Below are 20,593 nucleotides of genomic sequence, written 5' to 3'. Positions count from 1 at the left end.
AGATCAACCGCAAGAGTGTGATTGTTCTGGCCGAGGACGGCCCCAAACAGTACAAGGTCTCGCCGGAGTTATTAAGGCCTCTGCGTGACGTGAAGTAGGTCAACTACGTCGTGGAATGAACGCTTACGAGGCTCTGGCGTTATCGAATGACCCAAAGCATGAGCCGGCGTGGCAACTGCTGGGACAACGCCCCGATGGAGAGGCTGTTCAGGAGCTTGAAATCTGAATGGATACCGGCACTGGGTTACCGCAGCCTATCCGAGGCTCAGAAAGATGTTGGGAGCTACTTGATGGGCTACTACAACCGGCAGCGGCCTCACGCATTCAACGGCGGCATTTCGCCTGTTGCGGCTGAGGAAAACCTTAAAATACTGTCCGGGATTAGTTGACCACTACATCTTGTTGGGCGACCATTTCTTTTGCCTTCTCTAGCTGCTCTTCTGAAGGCTCAGGCAAGTCTTGAAACCACTTGCCCCAACGATTCATCAGCGCATTGATTGAGATTTCATCATAGCTGCCCCTGTAGAGCTGGCCATTGATAATCGATGCGAGCTCGTCCGCAAGTGGTTTATTCTCCACATGTCGTTTGAAAATCCAAATGTATATATCAACGAGCTCCAACCCTGCACTATCCGTTCCGGCAGTGCATGTGATTGGAACAGTAGGCATATGAGACAAGTTCATCTGTGGTAACCCTGGCCCCATCACCCAAGGTACGTCACGAGCTTCGTGGTAGAAGTTAGATATGTATTCCTGAGCGGCATTGAACTGTGACTGACGATCTACAACGACCTTACTAGCCTTACATTTCGCTTTTACCAATCGAGAAGCTATTCCATGCATGACGGATTGAAAGCCAACTAGATTAGGTGATATCTGCAGAGCATCCCTTTTTGTGTCGATATTGTAGGAAATAGAACTGACATGATTAATAGCCCATGACAATCCGTCAGTTAATATTTCTCGAGATCTGGCATCAGGAATATTGTGAACTCGGCCTAAAATAGTTTCACAAACCTCGATTAAAAGCTTGTGGGCTTTCTGGTCGTTAACACTTATGCGTGCATCCCAAGCCTTTTTCAAAGTGTCTTCATCGAAGAGGTAGGCAAGTTTAATAAGAAGTACATATCGTAAAGGTGTCCAGTAAGCATTCCAAGGTACTGCCGGATTCATACCTTGATCAAACACTTGGTCAAAAAAACTTATTAATGCATGGTCCGCCTTTGCAACTCGGCAGAAATCGAAACTGAGATCATACTTTTTCTTAATCTTATTAAGTTCGCTAGCTATCTCTACCAAGCGGCCATTTCCGAGCTCAGCTGCGTGCAATCTTTCCACCTCGAGCTTTCGTCGAAGATGTTTTAAGCTCTTTTCAGCAAGTACATCTAAGTTCAACTTAGAGCGTAATACTCCGTAATATAGGAAGGGTTGAGACTCATCGAAAAGGTTCAATCCGGTCTGACCGCTTTCATCTATATAGAAATACACTCTCTTCTCCTATAGCCTAACGCCAATGTTCGAGGCCCTTTGGGCCAGAACGTACTGCAACTATTTGTTAGGTTACTTGTTAACGGCATACTCCGCGAGCTGGTGGTGGCGCACCAGAGAGTCCTCTATTCCAATGGATGACATGGCGGCGGCGTTATCTTCGATACTGGAGAGACTATAGTGACTAACATGCCAAGTCGGGCGATTTTCGTTGGTAATAGCCGCGACTTCAGAAAAATATGGAAGATCAACGCTTGATAACGAGTGCCCCCAAACATAAATGTCAGACACATTCACCAAACCATCGAAGAAACTCTGATTTCTCTTTATGATTTTATTGGTTGGTTTGAATGTACCCTCAAAATAGTTTTCTATAAGTTCGTAGCCTTCCATGACTCGTGTGTCTACATCATCGAACTCATTCCATTCGTTTAATTTCGGCCGCTCAGTGGCGCTCCAACCATGACCGAGAATAATCTCCTCCTCTCCATCTTCGACTGAGCCATGAATATGGAGTACTTGAGGCTGATACGCTGAGTAAAGCTCTTGAATCGTATTTGTGTAATTGAAATTGAGAAACAATGCGTTCGGCTCTATTTTGAGAAGTTTTCTTTCTGCCTCATCGGGGATTTGAATTGTCTGTACCCAAGAAAAAAACTCTTCTTTCAGCCGGCTTGATACAGCTTGCACGATTTCATTTATTTCATACTGATAGTCATGATGGTATGAATCACTCCAATCATCCGCTCCATAAGATACTAAGAAGTTCGAAGCATGATCTATGACTTGATCCGTGTCGAAATAAGCCAAGGCTTCTTCCAGATTTGCCCAGTTTCCGCTGAGAGCGCAAAGATACTCTTCAACCGTAGATTGAAGATCGGGGTTACGACGAGCTACAAATTCTTTGAAATTTGAAAAGCTGGTCGCGAGGCCATGATGGAGGTCAAATCCATTACCAATTATATAAAGTACCTTGGCTGACAATCTTCGATCTCCTTGGAGCCTAACGCCAGCCAGCATGCGCGGCTACGGAATGGAGGCGAAGCCGCAATGCAGTAGGCGTCGCGTGCCTGGCCTTGTTATGGGCGGCCAACAAAGGTAACCCTGATAATTCCACCGTCAATATCTTCACCCTCAATGGTCTCGATTGCACGGTGCGCTGTCTGATATACCAAAAAGGCATGGCCCATGCTGGGTACACCTCGTGAGACCCACATTAGGGAAACTTCGGCGTAAAAACTGTAAATGAGTGCCCATTTTTTCCCGAGCCAACCAGTATTTTGCCTAAGCATGATGAGAGACCTTTTCTGCCTCTGGATGTTTAGGGCAAACTGCTTTTTTCTGGCTGCGGGCATATCGAACGACAAACTTCCGCGACCACTGAGTGCAGCCAGAACTTCAGTGTGAGTTTTCGGAATGTCATCTCTCATACGAGAGCCCCATAACAGCTTATTAGTTTGCATTCTTATTAAACCGCAACACCATCACCCAGTCCAATACTGCTTCACAACCTGAATAACCTCGATTTTTCAGATCATTACCCCTCCATCTCAGGGGGCTTTTGAGCTTTTGGTTCTGTGAAAAGTGTGCACGCGGGATATTTATGCACGTTTTTGCACGTTAAATCCAGTGGGTCGAATTTTTCCCATGCTGAAACAGATACCTACAGAGATGCATTGTGAAAAGTGAGCAGGGCCGTGCAAATTAAGCCGCAAGAATTTTGGCGTTTTTGGGTGTTTTTTATTATAACTGTACGTACATACAGCATTCAGCCACGGAGGGCGAGCGTGTCGAAATCACCGTTTCTACAATCGGTCCGCACAGAAATTAGGACAAAGCAGTACAGCTACCGAACCGAGAAGTCCTATCTTTACTGGGTTCGTCAGTTCATCCTTTTCAATGACAAGAAGCACCCAAAAGTCATGGGTAATCACGAAATTGAGCGCTTCCTGAATCACCTCGCCGTCAATCGGGGAGTCAGTCCGGGCACTCAAAATCAGGCGCTATGCGCGATTATTTTTGTCTACAAGCATGTGCTGAAGCGGGAGATTGAAAACCTACAGTACAAGATGACGAAAACGCCTCGACGCATGCCAACCGTTCTGAGTCCCGATGAAGTTGCTTCTATTCTTCAAAACATGGATGCAGAGTATTGGCTCATCACTGCGCTTCTTTATGGATGCGGTTTGAGAATCAACGAAGCTCTTTCGCTTCGCGTGAAAGACATCGACCTAAAAAGCCGCAGTTTGCTCGTATTCAACGGTAAGGGACGAAAAGATCGATACACACTGATTCCAGGCAATCTAAGAGAAAACATGGAGCGACAATTCGCCCATGTCAGGGCTGTACATGAGTCCGATCTGGCCGATGGATTCGGGCTTACGTCAGTGCCGGCCTCAGTTCACAAGAAGTATGGACCGGCCATGAAGGACTTTGGTTGGCAGTACCTGTTCCCATCCGTAACAAGATGCGTTCATCCCATCGCTGGTTATGTGTGCCGCCACCATCTTCATCATTCATCGTACTCGCGGCGATTGAGGCAGGCCGTTCTGGCCACGGGAATCACCAAGCGTGTGACGGCTCATACCTTTCGGCATGCCTTTGCGACAGAGTTATTGAGATCGGGGAGCGATATCAGGACGGTTCAGGAAATTCTTGGGCATAGCGACATTCGAACGACAGAAATCTACACGCATGTCATTGGCGATCGACGTGCTGGAACCGTCAGCCCTTTTGATCGTTTGCCAAGTTCTTGATGGGGCATTGCTTACCCGTTTAAGGGGCGTAAAGCCTGGAATTGGGGGTGCGGCGAATGTTCGCTTTTGTTTAGAAGCGGGAGAAAAAGATTCTGGCCAAAATCTGCGTAGCGCTACTCACCCAATTTCCCCCTAAAAACTCTAACGTTTTTACTTTCCAAGATTGCCGAGAGCCGGCGATTTTCGAGTTCAAGAGTCGCGTTTTTCGAAGCAAGTTCGTTGCGCTGCTCGGTCAAATCTACGATTTTTTGCCGTAACTGACGATTCTTGAAACGCTCTTCCTTGAGTTTCTCGTGCTTCTCATCACGTTGCCTCTGGATCGCCTTGTTGGCATTGCCCCGGATGCGCTCCATCAAGTCTGGGTAGTCTTTGTGGATCAAGGCTCGACTGACTCCGGCCTCTTCGGCAACAGCGGCCACCGAGACTTTCCGGCCCTTCTCAACCATTTTGGGCTGGCCTTTTTCCAATCGAACAATGGCCAGGCGAATACGCTTGTGAGTTTCGGATTCAGATGGCTTCGACATCGGCCAGTTGCCCCCTCAGACGGCTGATGTCTACGCCGAGATCGGTCAATACCTTTTCGCAGCGCTCCATGGTGCGCTCGACGGTCTTTGATCCCGAGTCGTCCAGATCATCGATCTGGCGTAGCTCAATCTGTTGCATGTAAAGTCCTTCCCAGAACGGTTTATGGCTGTCATCAATACAGCCGTGCTCACAGCCCTCGCATTGGCCACCCGCACAGTCCACGCCGGTATCGTTGGTGCACCAAGCGATACCGGTGGACCGCAGGTACACGAGCTCGCTGATGGCCTCAATCATCTCTCGCCGATCCTTGTAGGTGCGCACCTTTTCCGAGCGGCTACGCATTTGACGAATGTGACCGGCCATGCCACCGGAGAGCGGCGTATCGGGCTCCAACCAATGGCCGACAATCGCCTGACGCTTGCCGTCAAAAGCGGCGTAAATTTCGTCATAGAGTTCCAGATCCTGCGTCTCGTTCATTGCATACAGGATGGTCATATCCAGACTCCAGTGCTTGAAGTGATCCCTCAGATATCGCAGATCGCCCAGCTTGTGGTGGACAACATAGTTGGCGAAGGTGCGCCGGAATTGGTGAGATGCGAGGTTCCAGTCCAGCCTAAGTTTCTTCGCAAAGTCTTTGAGGCATTTGTTCAGACCCAAATAGCCGAGAAGGTTAATGCGATTGCTTTGGTTCCAACCCTTGGTCAGTCCAACCGTGCCTGAGATAGACCGTAAGCGGGTAATTTCTTCGTAATCTCTCGCCACTTTGGCTGCTTCCATCGCCTGATTCAGTTCGCGTTGCAAAGGCAATGAGAGCCGTTCCAGCACCTTCACGGCTTGAACGGTAATCTCAGGGCACAGCCATGAGGTTTTACCCTCGTGGGTTTTGTCCGAGCGCGAGCCGAGGAAGTAAATCCGCTCACCCTCCCGATCTTCGCTGTACCACTCATCTCGACGGATGTTGCCGAGTTCGTGAGCCCGGATACCGGTCGTGGCTAGAATGATGATAAAACATCCGTCACGCAGGTCGCGCAGTGTCGTGTTCAGTGCACGTAGCCCCTGATCCCAACCTCGGGTTTTCAGGTAGCGAGCCTTCTCTTTGTTAAGATCCGTGCGATTTTTTGAGCGATACTGGAAGGCGGCTAGGGTATCCCGGTGCTGCAACAATTCGTCAGCTCGGCGGAGCAGAGATTCAGCATGTTGGAACAAAGTTCGGAGCACTTCGTCGGGAATGATGTCAGTCTTGGCTTGTCTTGATCGCCCGTCGTATCCCGACAGCGCATGAGCCGAGCTTTCGGGCCAGGGGTGATCAAAACCGCAGGGCGTATCTCGCAGGAATTGCCAGCATCGTTCAACAGCCGATAACTTATTCCACTTCGTTATGCTGGCCAGTGGCTTCCCCGGCTTATGCGACGAGGTCAAACCATGGATGTATCGAACGTAGCGGACAGCGACAAGAGGGGTGACTTGCTCCTGACTGTAAATGCCGTGTTCGCGTAACCAGCTCAACCAAGACACCAAGTGATGGAAAGCGTTTTTGATCGAGCTGTTGCTCAGCGAGTGCTCTCCCCAGATCAAGCGTGCCAAGACGATTTTTGCTTCTGCCTGCAATTGCGTGCCTTTGATCCGGGTAAAATCCAGTTTTCGACTGTTGTCCGGCTGGTTACCGGTGCTCTTCGATTTCGGCAACCACCACTCCGGATCTTCGTACCGTGAGAGCACGTACAGCACACCATCGGCCCGATCCGTGGTGATGATGCCGTGCAGTCCCTCACCGCTGGGCAAGGCTTTAAATAGCCGTTCACGGTCGACCAGAACCTCTGCGCCGTTGATCTCGGTCATATCGCCATCCTCGCCATGCTCAGGTCTCGCCAGAACGGATGCGGCCGGTGTTTGGCCCTCTCTCGCTGCTCGGCCACCCGGGGCGCATCAAAGCTAGGGGCAATCTCCTCATCGATCAGCCGGATAACTTGCTTGAGGTATTTCGTCCAGCGCTTGCCACCGAAGGTGTCGTAGTTGCGCAGAGCGGCCCAATAGAAGCTGAACAGCCGATAGAGATCATCGCCGGTCACCACGAAGCTCTTGCATCGGAAGCAGCCCAGGTAGTCCTGGCAGGGCTCCCCATTGTTGGGGGCGCGGTGCCCTTGGCGGACATCTTTGCAGGACGCGACGGGGGTTCGATCGCTGGCAATGATGATTGGCGTGCTGAGCAGCTCTTCCACTCGGGCTTCGCCGAGGAACCGCATGTTAGTCTCGGCTTCAGGCGGCGCTTCCCAGTAGTGGGCATTGCCAGTCTGAGAGGTGTGTCGTCCCGTTCTGGCCGTGATCAACGGATCTTGGCCAGACATCTCCCACACGCGATTCAGGAGCGTCTGACGCAACCGAGTGACGTTCAACGTGAGCGGCTTCCCATCGTCCGTTTGAAGCTGGTGTTGGTCGACAAGTAGCTTGATGATGTGGTGCAAATGGCCGGCAGTAAGTCGACATGGTTTGCCCGCGTACTTGCCCCGCACTCCCTCGTAGACCAGCAGTCGATCCTGATCAACGAACTCGGCGCGTATAGCGGCATTCCTCGTAACAATCAGATCAATGGCATCAGCGGCATAAAGATGGATACTGGCCATTTCCGACACTTCCTCAGACTTTCTCAGGGCAACCACTTGCGTGGCGTTACCCCGGCGCTTAAAGCCCACTAACAGACGCAAGTTGGATTTGAGCGGGTGGGGCTGTACGCAGTCCGTGGTCAGTTCCAAGATGGGGGCCGGATTCATTCCGGTAGACAGCGCGATGGACAGAACGCAGACGGTCAAATCGTAGCTATTCAGGGGCTCCGAGTGGGCCACAATCCGCTCCATCTCTATGCGCAGCGCTTTGATTAAAAACCGCTTTTCATTTTTGCTGAGCGCCTTCTGGCTCTTACGTCGTTTGTTGGAATTCGGAAATGGATTGGCAGGCCAGACCGCTTTCATATCCACTTCCGGCCAGAATCCAAACCGATGGCATGCCACAAGCAGAGATTTGGTTTTGGTAAAGTGACCTTTCTGCGAACCGTATTCTATGGGCTCGTTTCTCAGGTGCTGAATAAATCGCTTGATCGTTTCGGCGTTGATATCCGCCATGGTAAGACGTTCACCACTAGCGGCATGGAGTAGCGACAGGAAGGGCGCAAAGTGACGAAAGCCAACATTCCAGTAACCCACAATCGTGGTCAGGCTGAGGGACTTCCCCTTGGTTTTGGCGCTCTCTGCGACCAGCTTTTCGAGGGTGAACTGACAGGCAGCGGTGATGTCGTCAAACCCCTGACCGTAAAATGGCCCGAAGTCCGCGTTTCTTGTGTTTGTTGTGTTTTCGGGAAAGGCAACGACGGTGTTCGCCGGTTTTGAAACACGCGCCTGATCAACGGCGGTGGTTGTCGCCTCGGTCGCAGTCTCGCCACCCTCCTGAACCCCAATCTCATACCCATCTAACGTGAAATCCTTTTTCATGCGCAGGCTGCCTCCTTCGCCGTTTCCTCAATTTCTTCCTGATAACTGGTGCGCAGGTCGTCTTCGATATCGTCGAGAAAATGCAGGTATTTTTCCGTCGTCGTGATGCTGCTGTGGCCGAGGCGATCTCGGACATAGATCAAGGGATTGAAAGTCGTGCTCTTTCGGGACATCAAAGATTTCAGGGTGTGCGTCGCGTAGGTATGACGCAGGATGTGGGGATGGCAGGCGAACGACAGCTTCAATCGGTTCAGTTGATTGTTGAGCGAGGTTCGAATGCTCCAGGGGTTGCCCTTGGCGGTTATAAAGAGGTTTTTTGGGTCTGTCCCATGCTTTCGGATTGTTTCATGACGCTCGTGGATCACGTAATCCCAGAGATCCGCCATCAATGATATCGGCACATGGATCGTCCGTGGTTTGTCTCCCTTGGTGCTCATCTCTTGAGGATCAAGTTCAACCACCACATGACTTCGAGCCGAGAACGACTGGGGGGCAGATATGTAATGAACTGGAATCGTCAGCAGCTCTTCTTTACGCAAACCCGTTAGCAACGCCAACCGAACGATCAATCGGAGAGTTTTGTTCTTGGTGGTTTTCAGCAGCTCATCGACCTGCTCTTTGTTGAGGACTTTGATCTTGGTTGGCGTGGTTTTCAGCAGCACATCAGGCTTTACAGCATACCCCCCGGACGTGTCTGTGTGTGCCAGAAAACCCTTTGTCTGCCGAACTCTCACCGTTTCAAGGTCATACGGCAATGTGCTTACCCAACCTTGTTTGAGGGCAAACTGATAAAACTTGATCACGAGGTGAAGTCGTCGGTTTACCGTGGAGGCGCTGAGGTTAAATCGATCAAAGGAAACGTCGCGATACAGGGCTAACAGGGTTTCGTGGTTTCGGTGATCAAGCTCTCTCCAATCAAACCCATTGGCTTCAATGAACTCGAAATAATCACACAGATCCCTTCCAAACGTTTCCCAGCTACGTCTGCTTTGCACACTTCCACGTTTTAAGCAGTGATGAACGAGAAATTCCATTCCTTCGACAAACACATCATGATTGGCTTTGAGGAGAATCGGGAACCCTTCATAGGAATGGCCCCTGATTTCAAACTCTGGTGTAGCAAGAAGAAACTCCACCCTCGGACCTCCAATACTGTATTTTTATTCAGTATAAAGGAGTGGTTTAAGACTGCAACAGGATAGTTACATTAGCTGTGGTACAAAACATGGTCTATCTTTCCTGCTGACAGCCCGGCATCATCGTGCCGGCAGTGAATCGGTAAAAAGTTGCCGCAGTATAGCATTCTGACCCCGGTTAAGGAGACACCCCTGAAACCAGACCATGGCATAGGCAAGCAACAGCCTGGCAGCTTTTACGTTCCCGATCTGTGCCGGGTGCGGGCGGTGTTCCTGATGCTGGTCACCAGCGAACTGTTCGTGCTGGTGTTATCCATTGTCCAGGCGGAACAGGGCTGGATTGACTGGAACTACTTCGGGCTGCTGTCGCTGTTTGTGCAATGGACCACCCTCACCAGCGCAGCGCTGATCTGCCTGCTGCGGCCCCGGCTGGCGCACATGGGCATAGCCGGCGCCACCCTGGCCATCGTCACCATCGTCCTGCTCGATGTACTGGCGTTCAGCCTGTTTGCCGACAAGGTTCTCAACCCGCAACCCGGCGGCATCCTGTGGCAAAGCATCGCCAAGAAACTGCTGCTGGCACTACTGATCTCCCTGATGGTGCTGCGCTACTTCTATCTGCAACACCAGTGGCAACAACAGCAGGAAGCCGAAATGCAGGCCCGGCTCACCTCCCTGCAGGCCCGTATCCAGCCCCACTTCCTGTTCAACAGCATGAACACCATCGCCAGCCTGATCGACAGCCACCCCGAACTGGCCGAAGAAGCCGTGCTGGACTTGTCCGAACTGTTCCGGGCCAGCCTGAGAACCACCGAACAGCTGGTCCCCCTGAGCCGTGAACTGGAACTGTGCCAACGTTACCTTGCCATTGAAGGGCTCAGGCTGGGCGAACGGCTGGCACTGGACTGGGCCATTGAGCCCGGGCTGGAGCAACAGGCGATCCCGCCGCTGACCCTGCAACCCCTGGTAGAAAACGCCATTTACCATGGCATACAGCCCAGGCCGGAGGGTGGCACCGTGCGGATTGAAGTTTCCGCCAAGGATCGATTTGTCTATCTGCTGGTACAGAACCCGGCCCCGGAGGCCGGCGAGAGCCGGCACAGCGGCAACCACATCGCCCTGGACAACACCCTGGCCCGGCTCCGGGCCCTGTTCGGGGAGTCCGCCGTGCTCAAGCGCAGCCGGCAAAATGACATTTATACCGTTACACTAAGGCTGCCCAGGCAGACGGTAAGCCAGTACAAACGCCTTGTTTCACGGTGAGACGATGGATTCACAACCGCAGCAAACCATATTGATTGCCGACGACGAGCCCCTGGCCAGGCAACGGATCCGCAGGCTGCTGGAAGACCTCCCCGGTTACCGGGTGTGTGGCGAGGCCACAGACGGCCACGACACCCTGCACAAAATTGCCGAACTGGAGCCGGATATCCTGCTGCTGGATATCCGCATGCCCGGCATGGACGGCATGCAGGCGGCCGGCCAGATCAGCCAGCTGGACAATCCGCCCGCGGTGATTTTCTGCACCGCCTACGACCACTTTGCCATCCAGGCCTTTGATGTGCAGGCCTCCGGCTACCTGCTCAAACCCGTACGCAAGGAAGCCCTGGCCCAGACCCTCGCCCGGGCCGGACGCACCAACCGGGTGCAGCGCCGCAGCCTGGCCGGACAGACCAGCCACGGCTCCAGCCAGCTGGCGGTTCGCACCCACCGGGGTACCGAGCTGATCGACCTGGACACCATCCTGTACTGCGAAGCCGACCAGAAATACGTCACCCTGCACCATACCCGGGGTGAAACCCTGTGCGATTACACCCTGAAGGAACTGGAGCAGGCCTATCCGCAGCAATTGCTGCGCATTCACCGCAATACCCTGGTGGGCGTGCGCTTTATCCGTGGGCTGCAACGCAGCAGCGACGGCCACCACAGCCTTGCGCTGAAAGGGCTGTCTGCGGAACTGCCGGTGAGCCGGCGCCATACCGGCCACGTGCGCCAGTGGTTACAGGAACACCAGCCCTCCCCCTGACGGGGTATGCCGGGGCAACCACGGGACTTTTTTACTGCCACAAGGTAACCTTGGGGCACATTTTCCCGAACGACAGTGAGTGCCATGTCCAAACGAACCCTTCGCATCGCAACCCGTAGCAGCGCACTGGCGCTGTGGCAGGCAGAATTCATCAAATCCGAGCTGGAGCGGCTGCACGACAACGTCACCGTGGAGCTGGTCAAGATCAAGACCCAGGGCGACAAGATCCTCGACGTTCCCCTGGCCAAGATCGGTGGCAAGGGCCTGTTTGTGAAGGAACTGGAAGAAGCCATGCTGGACGGCCGCGCCGACCTTGCCGTGCACTCCATGAAAGACGTACCCATGGAGTTCCCGGAAGGCCTGGGGCTGGTCGCCATCTGTGAGCGCGAAGACCCCACCGACGCCTTCGTCAGCAACCACTACGACAACCTGGACCAGCTGCCCCAGGGCGCCGTGGTTGGCACCTCAAGCCTGCGCCGTGAAACCCAGCTCAGGGCCAATCGCCCGGACCTAGAAATCAAGATGCTGCGAGGCAACGTGAACACCCGGCTGGCCAAACTGGATGCCGGAGAATACGACGCCATCGTGCTGGCCAGCTCCGGCCTGAAGCGTCTGGGTTTCCACGATCGCATCCGCTACTGCATGCCGGATACCGTCTCGCTGCCGGCCGTCGGCCAGGGCGCACTGGGCATCGAATGCCGCCTGAGCGATGACGAACTGCTGGGCCTGCTGGAGCCACTGAACCATACCGACACCGCAGACCGGGTAAAGGCCGAGCGCGCCCTGAACCGCCGGCTGGAAGGTGGCTGCCAGGTACCCATTGCGGCCTATGCCCTGCTGGAAGACGACAACACCCTTTGGCTGCGAGGCCTGGTGGGTGCAGTCGACGGCACCCGGATTTTCCGGGTGGAAGGCCGTGCGCCCCGCGCTGAAGGTGAACGCCTGGGCCGGGAACTGGCAGAACAGCTGCTGGCAATGGGTGCCGACAAGGTTCTGGCTGAAGTCTATGGCCACACTCCGAGCTGAAGCCCACCTGGCTCAACCGGAACTTGCTGGCCGGCGGATACTGATCTGCCGGCCGGAGCCGGAAGCCGACCGGCTGGCCGAAGCTTTCCGGGCGGCCGGCGCGCGGGTTCGGGTATTGCCCACCGTGGTTCGCGAACCCTTGCCGGAAACCCCGGAACGCCGCAGCCTGCTGCAGGAACTCGATAATTTCCACCATATCATTGCCGTCAGCCCCTATGCCGCACGGCTGCTGCTGGATGAGGTAGATCAGTGGTGGCCGCAGCCACCGGTTGGCGTGCACTGGTATGGCGTAGGCGCCGGCACTGCGGCGGCGTTTGCCGAAGCAGGGCTGCCGGCCGAGAAGCCGGATGACGGCTGGACCAGCGAAGCCCTGCTGGCGCACCCGTCGCTGCAGCACCTGGAACACGAAAAGGTTTTGCTGGCCCGGGGCGAGCAGGGTCGGGAGCTGATTCGCCAGACCCTGGAGCAACGGGGAGCCCGGGTAACGGTTCTGCCACTGTACCGACGCCTCCAGCCGTACTATCCTGCAGATAAGCTGAGTGAGATTTTTACCGGGTTCCGGCCCGAAGCGGTGATCGCCCTGTCCGGCGAAACCCTGAACAATCTCAAAGACATGGCCCGGGAATACCCGCATGCCCTGGACACTGCCCTGGTGGTTGTCCCGGCAGACCGGGTGGCCGAGCAGGCCCGGGCGGCCGGATTCAGCAACCCGGTGGTTCCGGATGGCCTGTCCGACCGGGAACTGGTGAATTGCGTGGCTGTGCGGCTCGGGCCGCAGGCCGGTAACAACGGATAACCAAGCAAGGATGCCCGTGACTGAAACAACAGAACAACTACCCGCCACCGTCGAGCCCGACAACACCGCCGAAAAACCGCGCCTTTGGCCAATCTGGGTGGTCGCCGGTATTGCCCTGCTCATTACGCTGATACTGGCCCTGTGGAGCTGGCAGCAGTGGAACAACCACCAGGCCACCCTGCAGGTGATTACCGACCTGCGCCAGGATACCGCCCAGCTGGAGGACCTCTACGGCAGCCGGGGCAGCGAGCAGAGCCAGCGCATGCAGGCCATGGAGCAGAAGCTGGCCGAACAGCGTGAGCTGATTGCCACCCAGCAGCGCCAGATTGACCACAACGCCCGGGAACTGCTGGAAGCCGGGAACCGCACCCGTACCGACTGGCTGCTGGCCGAGGCCGAATACCTGCTGCGCATTGCCAACCAGCGCCTGCTGATTGAAAAAGACATCAAGGGTGCCTTGTCGGCCCTGGAGTCTGCCGACGAAGTGCTGGCAGAGTCTGACGACATCGGCGTGTTCCCGGTGCGACAGCAACTGGCTAAGGAAGTGCTGTCCCTGAAAGGTATCGAGGGGGTCGACCGCACCGGCCTGTACCTGAAACTGGAAGCCGCCATTGCCAGCCTGCATGACCTGACCGACCAGGCCCTGATCCACGACCGTGCGCCCGGGTTCAGCATGGTCGGAGACGACCAGGCCCCGGAAGACGGCAGCAACATGCTCACCCGCGGCTGGAACCGGTTCGCCGATACCATGAAACAGGTGGTTGTGGTGCGCCGGCTGGACGAACCGGTCAAACCGCTCTTGTCTCCTGACCAGAGCGCCTGGGCCCGGCTGAACCTGCAACTGATGCTGGAAGAAGCCGAAATGGCGGTATTGCGGGGCAACCAGCCGCTGTACGAGCGGGCGCTGAACAAGGCCATCAGCACCGTCAACGACTGGTATGACAACACCAACCCGGCTATCCAGGGCATCAGCGGCACGCTGACCGAACTGGCTGACCGGAATGTGGATCCCCAGTTGCCCGATATCAGCAAGTCCCTGGACCTGCTGAAAGAGCGCCTGGCCGGACGCACCGCTGCCGGCAGCAACGGAGGCGATGAATCATGATCCGCCTGCTGCTGATCCTGCTGATTGCCCTGCTGGTGGGCACCGGGCTGTCTCTGGGGCTGGCCTATGATCTCGGCTATATCCGTGTCAGCCTCGGCAACTATCTGATCGAAACCAATTTCTGGGTTGGCCTCGGGCTGATCGTTGTCCTGGTGGTGCTGAGCCTGTTCCTGATCGGCCTGCTGAAGCGGTTCCGTCAGGGCACCGGCCTGATGGCCACCTGGGTCAGCCGCGGCAACGAACGCCGTGCCCGCCGGCGCACCACCAAGGGCCTGCTGGCACTGGCCGAAGGCAACTGGCCACGAGCCAGGAAACTGCTGGTGAGCTCCGCCAACCATGCCGATACACCACTGATCAACTACCTGGCGGCAGCCCAGGCCTCGTTCGAATCCGGTGACCACGACTCGGTCGACCAATTACTGCGCCAGGCCTTTGAAAGCACCCCCGGCTCCAGCCTGGCGGTCGGCCTGACCCAGGCCCAGCTGCAGCTGGCGGGCAACCGGCTGGAACAGGCCCTGGCCACCCTGCTGCGCCTGCGTAAAGAAGCACCGCACCATCCGTTCGTACTCAAGCTGCTCAAGAACACCTACCTGCGGCTGGAAGACTGGCGGGAATTGTCAAAACTCCTGCCGGAATTGCGCAAGCGCAGCGTGCTGACGGAAAAAGAACTGGATGACCTGGAACGACAGGTATGGCACAACCTGCTGGAACAGGCTGCCACCGACTGCGAACGCCGGCGTAAGGAAGATCCGGAAGCGACCCTGGAACCGCTGACCCGGCTATGGGACGAACTGCCACGCTTTGTACGCCGCGACGAGTACACCATCCGGGACTACGCGGGGTTACTGGCCCGTCTGGGCGATGAGGGGCAGGCCGAAACCCTGCTGAGAAAAGTGCTGCGTAACCACTGGAGTGACGAGCTGATCAACCTCTACGGGCGGCTTGAGGGCCACCAGCCGGATGAGCAGTTAATCATTGCCGAACAGTGGCTGAAAGACCGCCCGAACAATCCGGAACTGCTGCTGGCACTGGGCCGCCTGAGCCTGCGCAACGAACTGTGGGGCAAGGCCCGGGAATATTTCGAAACCAGCCTGCGCCTGAAGCGCAGCCGTGAAACCCTCGCGGAACTGAGCCGCCTGAACGCCCATATGGGCCATGAAGAAGCCAGCATCAAGCTGCTGATGCAGGGGCTGGAGACCGACAACGGCCTGCCCGAGCTGCCGATGCCCCGGGCCTGAGCCTTCAGCGCACAACATGAGCCCTCAGCCGCACAACATGAGCCTTCAGCGCCACAACATAAGCCATCAGCGCCACACTCTAAGAGAGTCAGGCTAAGCAATCAGGCCCTGGGGGCATACTCCAGCACATCCGAGAAAAACGCCTGCTCAGGCAGGCCTTTTTCCAGCAGTGCATCCATCAGAGTATACACCATGGTGGGCGAGCCACTGGCATGAACTTCCACGTTCTGCCAGTCGGCCCCGGACGCCAGTACAGCCCGCACCAACTGGTCATGGTGACCACCCCAGTCATTATCCTCGTCATCCCCGACGACAGGCACAAAGCTGAAATTGCTCCAGTCTTCATGCCACTGCTGCGCCAGCGACCTCAGGTACATGTCCTCGTGCTTGCGCACGCCCCAGAACAGGGTCACGGGGTGGCTGTACCGGGTTTCCTGGAGGAATTCCACCAGGCTTTTCATCTGGGCAAAGCCGGTTCCGGCCGCCACCAGCAGTAAAGGCTTGTCCGGCGCCGCAGCCAGGCAGGCCTTGCCATTGGGCAGTTCCACCGTCACGTCCTGGCCGGAGGTGAGCGCATCAATCACCTTGCGAGCTGAAACCCAGTCCGGGGAAGCCTGGATGTGCAATTCGATATGCTCGGCGGCGGGGCTGCTGGCGATGGAGAAATAACAGGGATCTTCCCCCGGCAGGATGACCGAAAGATACTGACCGGCATGGAAGGCCACATCGCGGCGCCTCGGCAGCTTCAGCTCAACCCGGAACACATCGTGACTGATCGAGCGCACATCAACTACTTTGGCTGCATACTGACGGGGCAGATGGTTCGCAGTTGCCATAATGGCAGGTATCTCCAGTTTCAGGTCGGTCAGGGCAAGCGTCCGGCACATCATCAGCCGATCACCCACCGATAAGGTTTGTTGGTTCCGGGTATTCAGGGCCTGCCCCGTTATCAGGGTTGCCTCACAGATCTCGCAGACACCGTTGCGGCAGGCTGCCGGCGCCTGGATACCCGCAGCCGCGGCAGCGGACAGCAAATCCTCATTGCCCGCCACGCCGTAGCCCAACCCGGCCGGCTGCAACTCAACCCGGTATGCAGCCTGTGCCTTGTCAGTCGGGGCGGGTGTCACGATTTTCAATACCGAGACTGTCCCAGATCTCATCCACCCGCTGTTTGACCTCATCGGTCATGGTAATGGCAGTGCCCCACTCCCGGTCGGTCTCGCCGGGCCATTTATTGGTGGCATCCATCCCCATTTTCGAGCCAAGGCCAGACACCGGCGACGCGAAGTCCAGGTAATCGATGGGGGTGTTCTCCACCAGCGTGGTGTCCCGGGCCGGGTCCATACGGGTGGTGATAGCCCAGATGACATCTTCCCAGCTGCGGGCGTTCACATCGTCGTCGGTCACAATCACGAACTTGGTGTACATGAACTGACGCAGGAACGACCAAACGCCCATCATCACCCGCTTGGCGTGGCCCGGGTACTGCTTCTTCATGGTGACCACCGCCAGCCGGTAGGAGCAACCTTCCGGGGGCAGGTAGAAATCCACAATCTCCGGGAACTGCTTCTGCAGGATGGGAATGAACACTTCGTTCAGCGCCACACCCAGCACCGCCGGCTCATCGGGCGGGCGGCCGGTGTAGGTGCTGTGGTAGATCGGGTCTTTGCGGTGGGTAATACGCTCCACGGTAAACACCGGGAACTGGTCCACCTCGTTGTAATAGCCGGTATGGTCGCCAAACGGGCCTTCAGGCGCCATATCATCCGGATAGATAAAACCTTCCAGCACAATCTCGGCACTGGCCGGAACCTGCAGGTCGCTCAGGCCGGCTTTCACCAGCTCGGTACGGCTGCCCCGCAGCAATCCGGCAAAGGCGTATTCAGACAGGGTATCCGGCACTGGCGTAACAGCGCCCAGAATGGTGGCCGGATCAGCCCCCAGGGCAACCGCAACCGGATAAGGCTTGTCCGGATTGGCCCGGCGAAACTCCTGGTAATCCAGCGCGCCACCGCGATGGCTGAGCCAGCGCATGATCAACCGGTTACGGCCGATCAGCTGCTGCCGGTAAATACCCAGATTCTGCCGCTCCTTGTTCGGGCCACGGGTAATCACCAGCGGCCAGGTCACCAGCGGGCCGGCATCCCCGGGCCAGCAGTGCTGCACCGGAATCTGGTACAGGTCGACCTTGTCTTTCCCGATCACCACGTCCTGGCAGGGCGCGGAACGGAGCACCTTCGGGCTCATGCGCATCACCTGCTTGAACAGCGGCAACTTCTCGATCGCATCCTTAAAGCCCTTGGGGGGATCTGGCTCCTTCAGAAACGCCAGCAGCTTGCCGATCTCCCGCAATGCCGAAACATCCTGCTGGCCCATGCCCATGGCTACACGCTTTGGCGTGCCGAACAGGTTGGCCAGCACCGGCATGTCATAGCCCTTGGGATTCTCAAACAACAACGCCGGCCCACCGGCCCGCAGCGTGCGGTCGCAGATTTCGGTCATTTCCAGGTGGGGGTCGACTTCTGCGCTGATGCGCTTGAGCTCGCCCTGCTTTTCCAGCTGGGCAATGAAGTCTCTCAGGTCGTTGTATTTCATGCTGTGCTCCGCTTCTGATCTACGGTACTACGGAGTTCGGGCTTCTCCGGACTGCCCTTGTAGTTGGTCTTGATACTTTTCTGTTCGGTGTTGGAACAAGGCCGGGAGGGGGTGTCAAAACGGAAAACAGTGGTTTTCCTGATGGTTTTGACACCCCCTCCCGGCCTTGTTCTTCCGACTTCTTTACTCGCGCCCCAAAATCAGGCGCGCAGAGAAATCAGTATCAACGACGCTTCATAGACTGGAAGAATTCGTCATTGGTCTTGGTATCCCGCAGCTTGTCGAGCAGGAATTCCAGAGACGCAGTGTCATCGTCCATGGAGTGCAGCAGCTTGCGCAGGATCCACACACGCTGGATTTCCGCTTCGCTCATCAGCAGGTCTTCGCGGCGGGTGCCGGAACGACGGATGTTGATGGCCGGGTAAACCCGCTTCTCGGCAATCTTGCGGTCCAGGTGCACTTCCATGTTACCGGTGCCCTTGAACTCCTCGTAGATAACCTCGTCCATCTTGGAACCGGTATCCACCAGCGCTGTGGCCAGGATAGTCAGGCTGCCGCCCTCTTCTACATTCCGGGCTGCACCGAAGAAGCGCTTGGGTTTTTCCAGGGCGTGGGCATCCACACCACCGGTCAGCACCTTGCCGGAAGACGGAATCACGGTGTTGTAGGCGCGGGCCAGGCGGGTGATGGAGTCCAGCAGGATGATCACATCCTTCTTGTGCTCCACAAGGCGCTTGGCCTTTTCAATCACCATCTCGGCTACCTGGACGTGGCGGGCCGGCGGCTCGTCAAACGTAGAGGCCACAACCTCGCCGCGCACGGTGCGCTGCATTTCCGTCACTTCTTCCGGGCGCTCGTCAATCAGCAGCACCATCAGGTGACATTCCGGGTTGTTGCGGGTGATGGACTGGGCAATGCCCTGCATCAGCAGCGTTTTACCGGCCTTGGGCGGAGATACGATCAGGCCACGCTGGCCTTTACCGATCGGAGCCACCAGGTCCAGTACCCGGGAAGAGAGATCCTCGGTACTGCCGTTACCCAGTTCCAGGGTCAGACGCTCCTGGGGGAACAGCGGGGTGAGGTTCTCGAACAGAATCTTGTTACGGGCGTTGTCCGGCTTGTCGAAGTTAATCTCGTTAACTTTCAGCAGGGCAAAATAACGTTCGCCATCTTTCGGCGGGCGGATCTTGCCGGAAACGGTATCGCCGGTACGCAGGTTGAAACGGCGGATCTGACTGGGAGAGACGTAGATATCGTCCGGACCGGCCAGGTAAGAGGCATCGCCGGAACGAAGGAAGCCGAAACCGTCCTGTAGAATTTCCAGTACACCATCACCGTAAATGTCTTCGCCGCTTTTGGCGTGTTTCTTCAGGATGGTGAAGATCACGTCTTGCTTGCGCGAGCGAGCCAGGTTATCCAGACCCATTTCTTGCGCAATATCGAGCAATTCGGGCACGGATTTCTGCTTGAGTTCAGTAAGATTCATAGTTTGTTGGATTTTCAGGAATGGAAGTAAACGACAGTTGGAATGACAGGGGTGCCCCTGAACGCATTGATCTGATTAAGCTGAAACAAGGTGCTGGCTCGATGGAGCTACCGGTGCAGATGAAATCCGGATTAAGTATGCTGAAGCCAGAGAGTGGGAACAATCGTTCGCCGGGCAAGCGGCATAATCGACCACCTTGAAGCCTGATGTCAAGACCTGTGACCAAAATTAAACCAGCGGCTTGCCCTGCATCAGACCAATGTCGACACCCAAAATCTCTCTGGCGGCCACCCTCTTCCATTTACCAGCGCCAATCCGGATACTGACTATATTATTGATACAGCCTTCTGGAGTCTTTCCATGAGCAGTGACCTTACCAGCGAACTCAAACCCCTGAACGTCGCCCTGTTAACCGTCTCAGACACCCGCGGCCCCGCCGAAGACACCTCCGGCCAGTACCTGGAGGACCAGATTATCGAAGCCGGCCACCGGCTCCTGGCCCGCCGTATCCTGCCGGACGACGTCTACCTGATCCGTGCGCTGATGTCCCTGTGGATTGCCGATCCGGAAGTTCATTCAGTCATTATCACGGGCGGCACCGGCTTTATGGAGCGGGACAGCACTCCGGAAGCCGTTGGTGCGCTGCTCGACAAGGAAATTGTCGGCTTCGGCGAAGAGTTCCGCCGTTTGTCCGCCGCCGAGATTGCCAGTTCCACCATTCAGTCCCGGGCCTTCGGCGGCATGGCCAATAACACGGTCATTTTCTGCCTGCCCGGCTCCACCGGCGCCTGCCGCACCGGCTGGGAAGGCATTCTGAAAAGCCAGCTCGACAGCCGCCACGGCCCCTGCAATTTCTCAGGGCTGACCTTGCGCAAGCCGGATCGTGCCTGCCAGCGGCTGCACGAAGTAATCGGCTCCCGGGCCGAGCGATAAG

Annotated in this window: 19 protein-coding genes and 1 pseudogene; 10 read left to right on the top strand and 10 right to left on the bottom strand. The window is 56.2% G+C overall.

From position 1 onward, the window contains the following. Positions 1-128: 128 nt before the first annotated feature. A pseudogene (locus tag LWH94_RS15430) lies at positions 129-389 on the top strand (integrase core domain-containing protein); the annotation flags it as partial. Here LWH94_RS15430 and LWH94_RS15425 read toward each other — a convergent pair. The 3 genes from LWH94_RS15425 to LWH94_RS15415 all read right to left on the bottom strand — a co-directional run bounded on the left by LWH94_RS15425 (position 382) and on the right by LWH94_RS15415 (position 2,918). Continuing rightward, positions 382-1,488 carry a DUF3800 domain-containing protein gene (locus LWH94_RS15425; protein WP_232902772.1) on the bottom strand — a complete coding sequence of 369 codons (1,107 nt, stop codon included), beginning with the start codon at positions 1,486-1,488 and terminating at the stop codon, positions 382-384. The pseudogene LWH94_RS15430 and the gene LWH94_RS15425 overlap by 8 nt on opposite strands. Before the next feature lie 72 nt (positions 1,489-1,560). Continuing rightward, entirely contained in the window at positions 1,561-2,472 is a 912-nt protein-coding gene (locus tag LWH94_RS15420) for a bacteriophage abortive infection AbiH family protein (RefSeq protein WP_232902771.1), read from the bottom strand. Between the two features lie 95 nt (positions 2,473-2,567). Beyond that, the gene (locus LWH94_RS15415; RefSeq protein ID WP_232902770.1) at positions 2,568-2,918 is read right to left on the bottom strand and encodes an RNA recognition motif domain-containing protein; all 351 of its coding nucleotides are present in this window, start codon (positions 2,916-2,918) and stop codon (positions 2,568-2,570) included. 357 nt (positions 2,919-3,275) lie between these two features. Here LWH94_RS15415 and LWH94_RS15410 point away from each other — a divergent pair, with 357 nt between their 5' ends. Beyond that, a complete protein-coding gene (locus LWH94_RS15410) occupies positions 3,276-4,244 on the top strand; it encodes an integron integrase (RefSeq protein ID WP_232902769.1) in 969 nt (322 codons plus the stop codon). A 113-nt stretch (positions 4,245-4,357) separates the two neighbouring features. Here LWH94_RS15410 and LWH94_RS15405 read toward each other — a convergent pair whose 3' ends face one another. Genes LWH94_RS15405 through LWH94_RS15390 form a run of 4 tightly spaced genes read right to left on the bottom strand, consistent with a single transcriptional unit; the run spans position 4,358 to position 9,387 of the window. Beyond that, entirely contained in the window at positions 4,358-4,768 is a 411-nt protein-coding gene (locus LWH94_RS15405) for a DUF6262 family protein (RefSeq protein ID WP_232902768.1), read from the bottom strand. Next, complete coding sequence (locus tag LWH94_RS15400) at positions 4,752-6,608, bottom strand: hypothetical protein (RefSeq protein ID WP_232902767.1); 1,857 nt, start codon at positions 6,606-6,608, stop codon at positions 4,752-4,754. The genes LWH94_RS15405 and LWH94_RS15400 overlap by 17 nt, the downstream gene beginning before the upstream one ends. Next, a complete protein-coding gene (locus tag LWH94_RS15395; protein ID WP_232902766.1) occupies positions 6,605-8,251 on the bottom strand; it encodes a hypothetical protein in 1,647 nt (548 codons plus the stop codon). Before LWH94_RS15395 ends, LWH94_RS15400 begins: the two co-directional genes overlap by 4 nt. Beyond that, positions 8,248-9,387: a tyrosine-type recombinase/integrase gene (locus LWH94_RS15390; protein ID WP_232902765.1), complete on the bottom strand. Its 1,140-nt coding sequence runs from the start codon at positions 9,385-9,387 to the stop codon at positions 8,248-8,250. Before LWH94_RS15390 ends, LWH94_RS15395 begins: the two co-directional genes overlap by 4 nt. Positions 9,388-9,537: 150 nt before the next feature. Here LWH94_RS15390 and LWH94_RS15385 point away from each other — a divergent pair, with 150 nt between their 5' ends. From LWH94_RS15385 to LWH94_RS15360, 6 genes are all read left to right on the top strand, one after another. Beyond that, a complete protein-coding gene (locus LWH94_RS15385; protein ID WP_232902764.1) occupies positions 9,538-10,650 on the top strand; it encodes a sensor histidine kinase in 1,113 nt (370 codons plus the stop codon). Positions 10,651-10,654: 4 nt separating this feature from the next. Continuing rightward, positions 10,655-11,413 (top strand): LytR/AlgR family response regulator transcription factor, encoded by a 759-nt coding sequence (locus LWH94_RS15380; RefSeq protein WP_232902763.1) that lies wholly within the window; start codon positions 10,655-10,657, stop codon positions 11,411-11,413. Positions 11,414-11,497: 84 nt separating this feature from the next. After that, on the top strand, positions 11,498-12,439 hold the full coding sequence (hemC, locus tag LWH94_RS15375) for a hydroxymethylbilane synthase (RefSeq protein WP_022987544.1): 942 nt from the start codon (positions 11,498-11,500) through the stop codon (positions 12,437-12,439). After that, positions 12,420-13,235, top strand: coding sequence for a uroporphyrinogen-III synthase (locus tag LWH94_RS15370; RefSeq protein WP_232902762.1), 816 nt, complete (start codon positions 12,420-12,422; stop codon positions 13,233-13,235). The genes hemC and LWH94_RS15370 overlap by 20 nt, the downstream gene beginning before the upstream one ends. Positions 13,236-13,245: 10 nt before the next feature. After that, the gene (locus LWH94_RS15365) at positions 13,246-14,340 is read left to right on the top strand and encodes a uroporphyrinogen-III C-methyltransferase (protein WP_232902761.1); all 1,095 of its coding nucleotides are present in this window, start codon (positions 13,246-13,248) and stop codon (positions 14,338-14,340) included. Beyond that, positions 14,337-15,578, top strand: coding sequence for a heme biosynthesis HemY N-terminal domain-containing protein (locus tag LWH94_RS15360; protein ID WP_232902760.1), 1,242 nt, complete (start codon positions 14,337-14,339; stop codon positions 15,576-15,578). The genes LWH94_RS15365 and LWH94_RS15360 overlap by 4 nt, the downstream gene beginning before the upstream one ends. A gap of 101 nt (positions 15,579-15,679) precedes the next feature. Here the strand turns inward: LWH94_RS15360 and LWH94_RS15355 are convergent, their stop codons facing one another. The 3 genes from LWH94_RS15355 to rho form a co-directional block, all read right to left on the bottom strand. Further along, positions 15,680-16,714 (bottom strand): 2Fe-2S iron-sulfur cluster-binding protein, encoded by a 1,035-nt coding sequence (locus tag LWH94_RS15355; protein WP_442915002.1) that lies wholly within the window; start codon positions 16,712-16,714, stop codon positions 15,680-15,682. After that, positions 16,686-18,173 (bottom strand): 4-hydroxy-3-polyprenylbenzoate decarboxylase, encoded by a 1,488-nt coding sequence (gene ubiD / locus LWH94_RS15350; protein ID WP_232902758.1) that lies wholly within the window; start codon positions 18,171-18,173, stop codon positions 16,686-16,688. The genes LWH94_RS15355 and ubiD overlap by 29 nt, the downstream gene beginning before the upstream one ends. A gap of 223 nt (positions 18,174-18,396) precedes the next feature. Further along, positions 18,397-19,659: a transcription termination factor Rho gene (rho, locus tag LWH94_RS15345; protein ID WP_022987538.1), complete on the bottom strand. Its 1,263-nt coding sequence runs from the start codon at positions 19,657-19,659 to the stop codon at positions 18,397-18,399. Positions 19,660-19,679: 20 nt separating this feature from the next. Here rho and LWH94_RS15340 point away from each other — a divergent pair, with 20 nt between their 5' ends. Next, complete coding sequence (locus LWH94_RS15340) at positions 19,680-19,859, top strand: hypothetical protein (protein WP_152521743.1); 180 nt, start codon at positions 19,680-19,682, stop codon at positions 19,857-19,859. Between the two features lie 160 nt (positions 19,860-20,019). Next, positions 20,020-20,592: a molybdenum cofactor biosynthesis protein B gene (gene moaB, locus LWH94_RS15335; RefSeq protein ID WP_232902757.1), complete on the top strand. Its 573-nt coding sequence runs from the start codon at positions 20,020-20,022 to the stop codon at positions 20,590-20,592. Position 20,593: the final 1 nt, after the last annotated feature.

The sequence above is a fragment of the Marinobacter sp. G11 genome (genome assembly GCF_021282325.1).
Lineage (GTDB): Bacteria > Pseudomonadota > Gammaproteobacteria > Pseudomonadales > Oleiphilaceae > Marinobacter > Marinobacter vinifirmus.
Note: the sequence above shows the minus strand (reverse complement) of the source record. Positions and strands in the feature narration are given on the sequence as shown.